Here is a 13,158-nt window from a genome sequence, read left to right as displayed (position 1 = left end):
AGCCAAGAAGCAACCGAAGTCATGCCTTCTGGTTGCTTCCCGCCCGATTACATGCAGAATATATGCTGCCCAATCGTTTTCACCTGCGGACGAGTCCATATCCATTTGGATGTGGCTGTCTTCGGGTTAAAATAATACAAACATCCACCGGAAGGGTCCCACCCGTTCAATGCCTGTTCTACAGCTTTTTTCGCCTGTGCATTGGGCTCCAGATAAATCTGTCCATCTGCTACGGCTGTAAAGGCTCCCGGTTGAAAGATGACCCCAGAAGGCGTAGATGGAAAACTTGTTGAGTTTACGCGATTCAGAATAACAGCGGCTACGGCTACCTGACCTTCAAACGGTTCTCCTCGCGCTTCGCCATATACGGCATTCGCCATAATTTTAAGCTCGTTCTCGGAGAGTCCGAGCGCATTGGCAGAACCCATATTGTCCTTCTCATTACTTGAAGGTTCTCCACCTCCGCCTGTGTCTCCGCCAGATGCTCCTTCTTTGTGCAAAGGAGGCTCGGTAGGGGACCATTTGGTGCTGGCGTTATACAGCTTTAGCTTCGTTTTGGCTCCAACCACGCCATCTGCCTTCATGCCAAATTCAGATTGAAACCATTTCACTGATTTTAGCGTGCTACTGCCGAAATTACTATCGATTTTGCCATTGTAAAAACCGAGATACTTCAATCGTCCCTGAAGCTCGTAGACATCCTGACCGTAACTGCCATATTTCACGGTATTGTTACTGAAGGTCGGCACTGCTTTTTCCTCTACTGGAGGGTTGTTCTGAGCAGCACTTTGAGGTGCTGTATGCTCAGGAAGCAAATAACGGATTCCAAGCGCGGTTATCAGCAAAATAGCAGTGAAAAGCCATAGGTTCATTTTTCGCATAGACTATGCTCTACCTTTCTCTTGTGGGATTTAACAGAATCGCTACCGTTATTATGACAAGCAGTGTTGTTTCCTATGCACCAAACGATCCGAACTCTGGAGCAAATGGCAAAACCTCAAAAGCTGTGAAACAGCAAAAAACCTTCAACCATAACGGTTGAAGGTTTTCTAATGCTTCGCTATGAGCTTATTTTGTTCTGTTGATACTGTTCCAGCGAAACAAGGACTTCGCGCGGTTTGCTGCCTTCATATGGCCCAATCACACCTCTGGCTTCCATCGAGTCAATCAAACGCGCTGCACGCGTATAACCTACCCGCATTCGACGTTGTAAGAGTGACACCGAAGCCTGCTTCGCTTCCAGAATGATCTGTACAGCCTGTTCGTATAGCTCATCCTGTACTTCTTCCGTTGCTTGATTGGAATCATCTACCTCAGGTACAAGGGATTCATCATACTGCGCTTCACCTTGACCTCGGACATAATTCACAATATTTTCAACTTCCTCATCGCTCATAAACGCACCCTGAACACGAATTGGCTTGGAAGCACCCATTGGCATGAACAGCATATCGCCCCGACCTAACAGTTTCTCCGCTCCGCCCATATCCAGGATCGTCCGTGAATCGACTTGTGAGGATACGCCAAATGCAATCCGTGAAGGAATATTGGCTTTGATTACCCCTGTAATAACATCAACGGAAGGACGCTGCGTCGCAATGATCAGGTGAATGCCGGCTGCACGAGCCATCTGCGCAAGACGCGCAATCGCATCCTCTACATCTCCAGCAGCTACCATCATCAAATCAGCGAGCTCGTCCACAATAACCACAATGTAAGGCAGTACCGCCGCCGGATTATCTTTCATCAGATTGTTATATCCCTCAACGTTACGTGTACCTGATTTGGAGAACAACTCATACCTTTTCTCCATCTCGACTACGATCTTTTTGAGCGCAAGCGACGCTCTTTTCGGATCGGTCACAACGGGTGCCATCAGATGCGGAATTCCGTTATAAACATTCAACTCAACCATTTTGGGGTCAACCATTAGAAACTTGACCTCATCCGGCTTTGCTTTATACAAAATGCTGGTAATAATGCCGTTGATACATACCGACTTTCCTGATCCGGTAGCACCAGCCACTAACAAGTGGGGCATACGAGCCAAGTTGCCAATGATCGTCTGACCTGATATATCACGTCCAAATGCGATCGTTACTTTGGATTCAGCATCCTGGAACGTGGCTGTTTCCATCACTTCACGCATGGTCACAACGGATACCTCGCCATTCGGAACTTCAATGCCAATTGCCGATTTACCTGGAATTGGTGCCTCCATCCGAATATCCTTCGCAGCCAGAGCTAGAGCGATATCATCGGTAAGACTGACGATCCGGCTAACCTTAACCCCGATATCTGGCTGAATTTCATACCTTGTGACCGCTGGACCTCGGACAACCTCCAGAACTTTGGCACGTACACCGAAACTTTCTAGCGTCGCTTCCAGCTTGCGTGCTGTCTGCATATAATCCTTCTGGTCGGCGCCTTTTCCATTATTATTAGGCTTGGACAAAAGACGGAATGAAGGAAGCTTGTATGGCTTCGGCGGTGGTGGTGGCGGTACGACCGGTTGAGCATTCTCTCCTGTCACACCATCCTGCTCCGTTCCTGAGTTCAGCGTTTCACTCGGTCCGTCTGCTCCATCCGTTATCTCTTGCTCAAGATCGGCTTGAAGCTTGTCTGTTGCGTCATGCGCACCAGTCCACTCAGCTTCTACCAGTTCATCTGTAAATTTAATATCCGCTTTGTCTACCTGATCCAGAGTGCTGTCGTTATGATTCAGATCGTCCGGGAACGGATATGCATCATCCAGATCATCATCTTTGTCAGAGCCATCTGATCTGACATGTTCAAAGAAGTCACGAATGATCGGTGCCGAATCAGCCTTGGTCTGCGTTACTGATGCTGTTGCACCAACAGCTGCTACAACAGAACCTTTGATCACAAGTGACTCAGGCTCCCCAGACCATGCCTCGGTTGGCAACTCCTGCCCAGCACGATAAACGACCTGTTCCGATTCAAGCACATCTGTTTGCGATGATTCATCAGCCTGCTTCGTCGACGACTGACGATCCGCCCCCCATTTTCCAAACAACTGGAAGAATATCGGTGCCTTACGTTTGGGCAGCTGTCCTTCTTGGGAGTCGGGAGAATCATATTCGTCATCCTCTTCCTCATCATCAACGGGTACAGTTGCGAGTTTACGTGCGTTGTTTTTCTTAATCCCCGCCACACTGGAAGCGGAACGTTTTGCTGGTCTGGATTCCAGCTTTTTGTACATCGAGCTGCCAGCATCCCAAATCTTTGTTCGGAATATGCGTATCAAATCAACATAGGACAATCCCGTAACAAGCATAAAGCTAATCACAAACATGACGATCATGATCAATCTTGCGCCTAGACTGCCAAATAACCACAAAAATAAAGCAAACTGTCCTGCACCAAGATACCCGCCGCTAATATCCTTACCCAGCATGGAATCCCGTTCTCCAGAGGCAGCAGGTGTCAATAGTTCAATTTGCATATCATTATGTACCTGGGTCAGCACCGCACCTGGTTCAAGTGCGTCAACCGGAAGCAGCTTCTGATGCATGGCGGATATGGTGCTCATCAAGGTTAACGCAAAGACGAGCAGTACCAAACCAGTCTTGCGTGTAGTCCAGCCACTCGGCCACTTCCGATGAATCATCACCATCAAACCGTAATATATGCCCACAAGCGGAATCGCAAAATAAAACTTGCCAAGCATCAGTCCAAACATCTTGGAAAGCGAGCGTCCCACTGTAGCTTCACCCGATAGTGCTATAACTGCCAGCGTGATTAGCACAATGCCATAAATTTCATATTTTAAGACGCCACTAAATCCGGCACCCTTTTTTTTCCTCTTTTTTCTTCTGGCCAAAATCAGGTCACCCCCAGAAGAATATTATACCATACAAATATATTCCGTACATATGTTCTTTTTCTGCACCATTTGTCTGAATTCGTCGCGTTATGTTGGACTTGTGTTACCCGAAAGCGGAACGGTTGCGCCCGGCAGATTGGACGGGTCCAGATACGCTTCAAGTGGGCAGTCAAGTAAACGCACAATAACAGCCTCGGTGTCGTTTACCGGTCTGACCTGCATTAATAAACCATTCATTCGAATCTCTTTCGTATCCCCCGCCTCTGTCCACATGCCTGACCATAGTTGCTCTGGAGGCATCACAGTATACATTGTCATTGCGTGTATCCTCCCGCCTGCATCGACTGTCTTTTATCTCCCATAAGCTTGTTCAATTGTGCAATGGCTTGACCAATACCACCAACAGCATCCATCAAACCGTACTTCACTGCGTCCGCACTTCCTACCGCTGTTCCAATATCCCGATTCAATTCTCCTGTCTTGAACATCAATTCTTTGAACATGTCTTCGGAAATGTTAGAGTGCGAAGTTACAAACCGTACAACACGTTCCTGCATCTTCTCCATGTATTCAAACGTCTGGGGTACACCTATGACAAGTCCGTTCATACGTATCGGGTGAATCGTCATTGTGGCACTTCCCGCAATAAGCGAGTACGTGGAAGCAACTGCAATAGGTACACCAATACTATGCCCTCCTCCAATGACAACGGTCACCGTTGGTTTGCTCAAAGAGGCAATCATCTCAGCAATAGCAAGTCCAGCCTCCACATCGCCACCTACCGTATTGAGAATAATCAAAATGCCTTCAATCTTCGGATTTTGTTCTGCCGCTACCAGCTGCGGGATAATATGCTCATACTTGGTTGTTTTGTTCTGTGGGGGTAAAATCAAATGTCCCTCTACCTGACCGATAATGGTCATACAGAAAATATTAGATTCACTGGCTGGTGACTGTGTTTGCCCGAACTGCTGAATGGATTCTGTGACTGGAGAAAGTTGCTTCTCCTCCTGCACCGGAATATCTGGAGCTTCGGCCTCCGACTGATTGGATTTTGGCATTCGTTTGTTGTTATTCATCTGCTCATTCATAAAATGCTGTCTCCTTCTCCTGAAAAATATAATTGTTGTCTTTTCCTTAGTATGGGGAATCTGTCAACGACCTTATACTTTCCCTGAACAAACATTTCCATCAATCCGTCTTTGAAATTTTTGCTCCCCTCTCATACTCCCTTTTAAAAACACAAAAAAGCCCCTTCTCTACGAGGAACCGTCCAATATTACTCGTAGAGAAGGGGCGACTGTGTGCCTGATTATATGTTTTTCATTAAACTTATTTTAAACTTCCATAATGATTGGCAAAATCATCGGTCTACGACGCGTTTGCTCATACAGGAAACGTCCCAAAGCATCTTTAACATTTGTTTTAAGTGATGCCCACTCGTTTACATTTTCACTCATCAGCTTCTGCAAAGTACTGCTTACAATGCGATTAGCCTCATCCAGCAGTCCTTCTGATTCACGTACATACACGAATCCGCGGGAGATAATATCCGGACCAGAGACGATTTTACCATCCTGCTTGCTGAGTGTTACCACGACAACCAGAATACCATCCTGCGACAGCAACTTACGATCACGCAATACGATGTTACCAACATCACCTACACCCAGACCATCAATCAACACGTTACCTGCAGTTACTTTACCTGCTTTACGTGCAGCTCCGCCTTGAATCTCGACAACTTCACCGATATCCGTAATGAAAATATTGTCCGGGTCGATGCCTACAGATTCAGCGAGAACCGCGTGACGACGTTGCATCCGGAATTCACCGTGAATTGGCAGGAAGTATTTCGGTTTCATCAGGTTGAGCATAAGCTTCAATTCTTCCTGACTTCCGTGACCAGATACGTGAACGCCACTGTTAGCACCGCTGTAATGTACGTTAGCTCCCAAACGGAACAGTTCGTCAATTGTACGGCCTACATACTTTTCGTTTCCTGGTACTGGTGTTGCCGCAATGATAACAGTATCTCCAGGAAGGATGTCCACTTTACGATGCGTAGAACGCGCCATACGTGTCAATGCGGACATTGGCTCACCTTGGCTACCTGTGCAAAGGATAACTACACGATCTGCAGCCATTTTGCCAACTTCTTCCGGCTCAATGATCATTCCGTCTGGAATTTCCAGATAACCTAAATCCGAAGCAATCCCCACCACATTTACCATGCTACGTCCGATCACTGCAACTTTTCGTCCAGTAACCTCTGCTGCATTGATAACCTGTTGAATACGGTGCACGTTGGAAGCAAACGTTGCGACAACGACACGTTGGCTAGCTTTGCGGAAAATATCTTCCAGCACAATGCCTACGTTTTTCTCAGATGGAGTGAATCCAGGTTTCTCCGCATTGGTACTGTCAGAGAGCAACGCAAGTACGCCGTTGGTTCCGATCTGTGCCATACGTTGAAGATCTGCATACTGACCATTCACTGGCGTATGATCAAATTTAAAGTCTCCCGTGTGAACAACTGCGCCTTCCGGCGTTTCTACACATACCCCGACGGAATCCGGAATACTATGGTTAGTAGCAAAGAATGATGCTTTCAGCGTTGTTCCCAGTTCGAGCTCTGAATCTGCGTTGATGAGGATACGTTTCGTCTCACCAAGCAAATTAGCTTCTTTCAGTTTGTTCTCGACAAGACCAAGTGTAAGTCTTGTTCCGTAAACAGGAACATTCAAGTGTTTGAGGACATATGGCAAACCGCCGATGTGATCCTCATGTCCGTGAGTTAAAATAATGCCGCGTACTTTATCACGGTTCTCAGTCAAGTACGAAATGTCAGGGATGACAATATCAATACCAAGCATATCTTCTTCAGGGAATTTAAGACCAGCGTCTACGACTACAATGTCGTTCGCGTATTGGATAACATACATATTTTTACCAATCTCGCCTACGCCGCCCAATGCAAAAATCATCAGCTTCTCGTTATTATTATTTTTCTTAGACAAATGAATCTGAACCTCCTATGGTAGTTGGACGTCGTACCTTATTATTTATTGTAAGTTAAGAAAAGTAGTTCAAACATCACACCCCTAAGAATTAGGGATGAATGCAAAAGAACACCTTTATTCACGATATCTGGAAGAAGTTCTTCGAAGTTATACCCCATCACCAACAGGTTGGATCCGAATTTCCCCTCTTAGCCGTTCCTTCCTTTTTCACCGCAAAGCCACACCAACGAAACGATGTCGCTTTCAATTTCAAAAAAATACCGCACCCAGTCACTTGACATCATTATACATGATTAAAAACAGAAAAAACAAGTCACTCTCTCGTTAACCTGTAGGTTTCCCTTCCTGCAAAAAAAGAAACCTTACATCGCTCGTCAAAAAAAGAACCGCTGCCTCAACTTGAGAGGTGCGGTTCTTTCGTTAAACAAAGCGCTCATGCTTATCATTAATAAACGTCTAAAGAATCCAACTTTTATTTACAATTGAAGCAGATTTTTAATGTAATCCTGCTCCTCCGTAGTAGGCGGAATCAAAGGCAGACGTACTGAACCTACGTTCAGTCCACGTAAAGTTAATGCATATTTTACCGCTACCGGATTAGGCAAAGGCTGTGGGCACTCAAACAGCCCTTTGAAGAGCGGGAAGAGCTTCTGATGAATGCGTCTCGCCTGTAGAGGGTCGCCGCCATAAAAGGCATCGATCATATTTTTCATCTCCGCACCTACGACATGACTCGCCACGCTAACAATACCGTGAGCACCGACTGCAATAGCAGGCAGACCTGCTGCGTCATCCCCTGTATAGACTCTGAAATGGTCAGGCGCACCCGCTGCTATTAAAGTCACCTGCTCCATGGATGCACATTCCTTCGTCGCCACAATATTCGGGATTTGTGCCAGTCGCAATGTGGTTGCGGCAGACAGGTTTGCGACAGTACGTCCAGGTACATTGTACAGCATCACTGGCAACGTCGTTGCAGCAGCAATCGCTTCAAAATGTCTAAACATACCTTCTTGGCTAGGTTTGTTGTAGTACGGTACAACTAATAATACCCCGTCTACCCCGACACGTTCAGCTTCCTCTGTCAGATGGATAGAATGCGCTGTATTGTAGCTACCCGTCCCGGCTATAATCTTGCACCTTCCAGCCGCATGTTTCACTGCAAATTCGAATAATTGAACTTTCTCTGTATCACTAAGTGTTGGCGACTCCCCTGTTGTACCAGAAATCACGAGAGTCTCCGACTTTTGATCAACGATCAGATAATCGATGAGACGTGCCGTTTCCTCCCAATGTATCTCTCCTTGTGCATTGAACGGAGTGACCATTGCTGTAATCAATCTTCCAAAGTCCAATTCGATTCCTCCCTCAAAACAAGTCTGGGTCCGCTAACATGGGTGAGTTACAAGTGAAGTTCGAATGAGGTATGAAGTGCCCTCAAGGCCTGAACCATATCTTCTTTTTTGACAAGCACCCAGATCGTCGTGTTGGAATCCGCTGATTGCAAAATCTGAATGTCTGCGAGCGTCAGTGACTCCACAATGCGGGCCATAATTCCAGGCACACCGTTAATTCCTCCGCCAATAACAGATACTTTGGCACAGCCGGACAGACTTTGAGGCTTTAGACCGATCTCCTGCAATACGCGTATAGCCTTCTCTGAATCACTATCAAATACGGTATAGACGACTCCCGAGGGGGTAACATTAATAAAATCAACGCTAATTGAATTTTCAGCCATCGTTTTGAAAACTTTTAATTGCAGTCGATCCGTCCCACCAGGCACATCCACCGTAATTTGCGTAACATTGCTCACATAAGCAATACCGGTTACATAGCGGTCAATAATGCCTGTCTGTACATCCTGAAACCCTTCCGGATGGGTAACAAGCGTACCTTCTGTATCGGCAAAAGTAGATCTTACCCGCACAGGAATTTGCGATTGCATCGCAATCTCGACGGCACGCGGATGAATAACCTTTGCCCCATGATGAGCCATGTTACAGATTTCTGCATAGCTTACTACGGTTAGTGGACGAGCATCTTCAACAATCCGAGGGTCAGCCGTTAATATCCCGTTAACGTCCGTGTAGATGTCCACCATCTCAGCTCGTAGTGCTGCACCCAGAGCTGTAGCGGATGTATCACTGCCTCCGCGTCCGAGTGTGGTAAAATCGCCTTTTTCCGTTTGTCCCTGGAATCCAGTTACAATGACAACACGACCAAGTTGAAGCTGTTCCAGCACACGAACAGGACGGACATCCAATATCCGGGCATTCCCGAAATTGTCGTCCGTCACAAAACCCGCTTGTGCGCCGGTCAGCACTGAAGTTGGAATGCCTTCATGTTCAAGCAAGCTGCTGAGCGTTGTTGCAGAAATAATTTCACCACAGCACAGCAGTAAATCTTTTTCCCGAGCAGATAGAGCATTTCCGTTCTGTGCAGCCCAGTCCAAAAGTGTATCCGTAGCATACGGCTCACCGCGGCGGCCCATAGCTGAAACCACAATAACGAGGTTAAAACCCGCTTCGAGCTCACGTTTAACATGCCGGAGCACATGCTCTCTCGCTTGCACTGTAGAGAGCGATGTACCTCCAAATTTTTGTACCATAATACGCATCTTTATTCCTCCATTTGTGTACGCAAGAAGACTGGACACGGGTCAAATCAACAAATGCATAACCCTTGGGAGCGTTCCGATGCGATAATCTCAGCAATGTATACGGCATGTATGACATGTATATCAAATACATCTCTCCTGCTTGCTGCATGAAGATCATATGCAAGCAGGAATGCCCTTATGAACAGGAACGTGTTTAGAGGTAGCTGTATAGACCAGCTATCGTCCCCCATGATTTTCTTTGTCTCTCGTACCCTTCTTCATTTCTCCAAGCGCATTGCCGTTATTGCCCTAATGCCATCCTTAAGCCTGTGGAGCACGCTCCACAATCATCGGTTGCAATTGCTTTCCTTCTAGTGCACTCCAGCAAGCCTCCGGGATAAGTTCCATTTTGGCAACTAACGAGTTTGGTTTTTTCATTGGATCATCTTGACCAAACGGTACAAAATATACATATTTGGCCACTAATAATTTAGCTATATTTGCTGCATTCAAACCAAGTCCATCATTCGTCGATATCGCCAGCACAAGCGGACGCTGATTACGCATCTGCGCTTTTGCAGCCATAAGCACCGGACTATCCGTCATCGCGTTCGCCAGCTTGCTTGTGGTATTCCCCGTACATGGAGCAATGACCAGCACATCAAGCAGCTTAGAGGGCCCTAAAGGCTCCGCCTCAACAATTGTAGAGATGATATCATTACCCGTTATATCTTTCAATTGTTTTTGCCAATTCTGCGCTGTACCGAAACGTGTATCCGTCGTCAGTACCGAGTTCGAAATAATCGGAACGACATTCGCGCCTTCGGATACAAAGCGGCTAATGACTGGCATAACCTCTTCAAACGTACAATGAGACCCCGTAATTGCGTAACCTACCGTTTTACCCTGCCAGTTCATGATTTAACCTCCCGTGCGTTCTGTTCTTCCAAAAGCAAACGGATTAACGCGTCGGCAATAATGCCGCCAGCCGTTTTGGGAGCAACAATGCCGGGGAGGCCTGGTGCGAGCAGTGCCTTGATGCCACGTTTGTCGGCATATCTGAAATCGCAGCCGCCAGGAGCGGATGCAAGGTCAATAATAACCGCTTTTTGAGGCATTCTGGACAGGATTTGTGCTGTGATTATCATAGTCGGTATCGTATTAAAAAGCAAGTCAACTTCCCCGGTTTGAGCGGCCAAATCCGTTGTCATGAAAGGCTTCCAGCCCATGATTGTTGCTCTAGCAACATCCTCATTCCGCCGAATTCCTACTCGTACATTAGCTCCAAGTCCCTGCAATGTTTTGGCTAGCGTAAACCCTGTTCGACCGATGCCAAGCACGATGCATTCAGACCCGTGAATCGTAAAATCCGTTTCTTTAATTGCAATGGCGATGGCTCCCTCCGCTGTCGGAATAGAGTTGTATAGTGCGATATCATCACGATCAAGCACTTCCACAAGCCGAAGGCCATTCTCCTCGCAAAGTTCACGCAAAAACGGCTTTGCCATACCAGTAAATACGGTGCAATGCTCCGGCAGGGCGGCTATATGTTCCTTTTTCAGAACAATCGGTTCACTACTAAACGAAGAGCTCACTTTTCCTTGATCATCACAGCTCACAACAGGCAGTACCAGTACATCTGCAGAAGCAAATACTTCATCCTTGAGTTCGCGGTGCTCAATGCCCGGAATCACTTGCTCCAGTTGATCGAAGCCTACTACACTTACCGTCGCATCGAGCTCGGCGCATTTTTGAATGACTTCAAGTTGCCTTGCATCTCCGCCAAGAACGACTATCCGGACTCCGGTCAGCATCGGGACGTCACTCCTTTCACCACATGTATGCCTTATCGTATGCAGTGGCCTACAGGGGGGTGAAACAATAAAAGAATGAAATCCTTGTTCAACATAAAAAGCCGCCCTGTAAAGGACGGCTGGGATACACGATATTATTATAGTTATCCAACTATATATTTGTAAAAAAGAAATCGGTATTGTTATTTACCTGTGTGCCCGAATCCGCCTTCGCCCCGCACGGTCTCCGAAAGTTCAGCCACTTCCGTCAATTCGATGGCAGGCACCGTCTGAAACACGATTTGAGCAATCCGTTCCCCACGCACAATCGTAAAGGGCTCCTGACCCAAATTAATGAGCAACACCTTCACCTCACCACGATAATCCGCATCAATGGTTCCGGGTGTATTCAGGCAAGTAATCCCGTGTTTGAAAGCAAGTCCGCTACGTGGACGAATTTGAGCTTCCAGCCCAGCAGGCATCGCCATCGCAAGACCAGTCGGAATCAATGTACGCTGCCCCGGCTCTAGCACAACTTCTTCTTCCAAAGCCGCCACCACATCAAAGCCAGCAGCCAGCTCGGACATCTTTTGCGGCAGTTTAATATCTTCGTTACCCGGTAATTTCTTTATTTGAACGTAATGCAACCAAATCATCCCTTCTAAGTCCAGCAATCGTCTTGTCTGATGCTCCTACCATCGCGAGCGCAAACGGCTCTGCAAACATCAGATCAAGCACAGCGTCAATGTCTTTCATCGTGACTTGCTCAATCTTGGCAATCATCTCGTCAAGCGTATGATGTCTGCCAAGCATCAATTCATTTTTTCCCAGTCGGTTCATACGGCTGCCCGTGCTCTCCAGACTCAGGATCAGACTGCCTTTCAGCTGCTCCTTGCCTTTACGCAGTTCATCTTCGGATAATCCATTTACGGCCAGATCACGTAACACTTCTTTGGTTAGATCCAGTACTTCTTTGGTCTGTTTCGGCGCTGTACCCGCATAGATCGTGAATAGTCCGCTGTCCGCATGAGAGCTATGATAAGAATAAACGGAGTAAGCGAGCCCGCGCTTTTCACGGATTTCCTGGAACAATCTGGAGCTCATACCGCCGCCAATCGCATTGTTAAGAACAACCATCGCAAATTGTAGCGGGTCTCCGATTTTGCAACCTGGAAACGAAATACAGATATGATTCTGTTCCGTTTTCTTTTTGTGGAAGAGCTGACCGCTTTGAAAAGCCGGAATGTTTACTTCCTCGGTTACACCGTTAACATCAAACGCACCAAAGTGTTTCTCCATCAGATCAATCACGCTATCGTCAATGTTACCCGCAATACTGATCACAGTATTCTCGATGGTGTAATGCTCCTTCATATATGCACGTAAATGACTGGAATCCATCGCTTTAAGACGTTCTTCAGTTCCCAGGATTGGATATGCCAGCGGATGCTCTCCATATGCAGCGAGCGCCATCAAATCGTGAACCATGTCGTCAGGCGTATCCTCGTACATTGAGATTTCTTCCAAAATCACATTTTTCTCTTTGACGAGTTCACCGTCGTCCATTTTGGAGCGAAAGAACATATCGGACAACACATCCACCGCAATGGGAAGATGCTCATCCAACACTTTTGCGTAATAGCAGGTATATTCCTTGGAGGTAAATGCATTTACGTTACCGCCGATCGCATCAAACTGCTCCGCAATCGCCTTCGCATCAAACCGATCCGTCCCCTTAAAAAGCATATGTTCAATAAAATGGGATACCCCGTTATTTTCTGTTCGCTCATTACGCGAACCTGTTTTGACCCAGATTCCAAATGACACGGAACGACAGGTCGGGATTTGTTCCATCACAACTCTGAGGCCATTGCCCAGCTGAATTTTTTTCAC

General features: G+C 46.8%; 11 protein-coding genes. All 11 read right to left on the bottom strand.

Annotated elements, in window-relative coordinates; all coding sequences use genetic code 11:
• Window positions 1-47 precede the first annotated feature (47 nt).
• Window positions 48-881 (bottom strand): spore cortex-lytic enzyme, encoded by an 834-nt coding sequence (sleB, locus tag MKY23_RS11350; protein WP_090923817.1) that lies wholly within the window; start codon window positions 879-881, stop codon window positions 48-50.
• A gap of 179 nt (window positions 882-1,060) precedes the next feature.
• Entirely contained in the window at window positions 1,061-3,844 is a 2,784-nt protein-coding gene (locus tag MKY23_RS11345; protein ID WP_339838051.1) for a DNA translocase FtsK, read from the bottom strand.
• Window positions 3,845-3,934: 90 nt separating this feature from the next.
• Window positions 3,935-4,165: a YlzJ-like family protein gene (locus MKY23_RS11340; RefSeq protein ID WP_090923819.1), complete on the bottom strand. Its 231-nt coding sequence runs from the start codon at window positions 4,163-4,165 to the stop codon at window positions 3,935-3,937.
• Window positions 4,162-4,926 (bottom strand): ATP-dependent Clp protease proteolytic subunit, encoded by a 765-nt coding sequence (locus tag MKY23_RS11335; protein WP_339839376.1) that lies wholly within the window; start codon window positions 4,924-4,926, stop codon window positions 4,162-4,164. The genes MKY23_RS11340 and MKY23_RS11335 overlap by 4 nt, the downstream gene beginning before the upstream one ends.
• A gap of 258 nt (window positions 4,927-5,184) precedes the next feature.
• Window positions 5,185-6,867 (bottom strand): ribonuclease J, encoded by a 1,683-nt coding sequence (locus MKY23_RS11330; RefSeq protein ID WP_090923820.1) that lies wholly within the window; start codon window positions 6,865-6,867, stop codon window positions 5,185-5,187.
• A 479-nt stretch (window positions 6,868-7,346) separates the two neighbouring features.
• Entirely contained in the window at window positions 7,347-8,225 is an 879-nt protein-coding gene (gene dapA / locus MKY23_RS11325) for a 4-hydroxy-tetrahydrodipicolinate synthase (RefSeq protein WP_339838048.1), read from the bottom strand.
• Between the two features lie 47 nt (window positions 8,226-8,272).
• Entirely contained in the window at window positions 8,273-9,490 is a 1,218-nt protein-coding gene (dapG, locus tag MKY23_RS11320) for an aspartate kinase (RefSeq protein ID WP_090923822.1), read from the bottom strand.
• Window positions 9,491-9,793: 303 nt separating this feature from the next.
• Window positions 9,794-10,390, bottom strand: a complete 597-nt coding sequence (locus MKY23_RS11315; RefSeq protein WP_123064494.1) for a dipicolinate synthase subunit B — start codon at window positions 10,388-10,390, stop codon at window positions 9,794-9,796.
• On the bottom strand, window positions 10,387-11,286 hold the full coding sequence (dpsA, locus tag MKY23_RS11310) for a dipicolinate synthase subunit DpsA (RefSeq protein WP_339838043.1): 900 nt from the start codon (window positions 11,284-11,286) through the stop codon (window positions 10,387-10,389). The genes MKY23_RS11315 and dpsA overlap by 4 nt, the downstream gene beginning before the upstream one ends.
• Window positions 11,287-11,468: 182 nt before the next feature.
• Window positions 11,469-11,921 carry a dUTP diphosphatase gene (gene dut / locus MKY23_RS11305; protein ID WP_186811704.1) on the bottom strand — a complete coding sequence of 151 codons (453 nt, stop codon included), beginning with the start codon at window positions 11,919-11,921 and terminating at the stop codon, window positions 11,469-11,471.
• Entirely contained in the window at window positions 11,878-13,158 is a 1,281-nt protein-coding gene (locus tag MKY23_RS11300) for a pitrilysin family protein (RefSeq protein ID WP_090923826.1), read from the bottom strand. The genes dut and MKY23_RS11300 overlap by 44 nt, the downstream gene beginning before the upstream one ends.

The organism is Paenibacillus sp. FSL R7-0272 (assembly GCF_037969905.1).
Classification (GTDB): Bacteria; Bacillota; Bacilli; order Paenibacillales; family Paenibacillaceae; genus Paenibacillus; species Paenibacillus polysaccharolyticus.
Note: the sequence above shows the minus strand (reverse complement) of the source record. Positions and strands in the feature narration are given on the sequence as shown.

Bases quoted from the DNA above. Each gene is read 5' to 3' on its own strand.
- sleB (WP_090923817.1), bottom strand. From the start codon at position 881: ATGCGAAAAATGAACCTATGGCTTTTCACTGCTATTTTGCTGATAACC.
- MKY23_RS11340 (WP_090923819.1), bottom strand. From the start codon at position 4,165: ATGACAATGTATACTGTGATGCCTCCAGAGCAACTATGGTCAGGCATG.
- MKY23_RS11335 (WP_339839376.1), bottom strand. From the start codon at position 4,926: ATGAATAACAACAAACGAATGCCAAAATCCAATCAGTCGGAGGCCGAA.
- dapG (WP_090923822.1), bottom strand. From the start codon at position 9,490: ATGCGTATTATGGTACAAAAATTTGGAGGTACATCGCTCTCTACAGTG.
- MKY23_RS11315 (WP_123064494.1), bottom strand. From the start codon at position 10,390: ATGAACTGGCAGGGTAAAACGGTAGGTTACGCAATTACGGGGTCTCAT.
- dpsA (WP_339838043.1), bottom strand. From the start codon at position 11,286: ATGCTGACCGGAGTCCGGATAGTCGTTCTTGGCGGAGATGCAAGGCAA.
- dut (WP_186811704.1), bottom strand. From the start codon at position 11,921: ATGATTTGGTTGCATTACGTTCAAATAAAGAAATTACCGGGTAACGAA.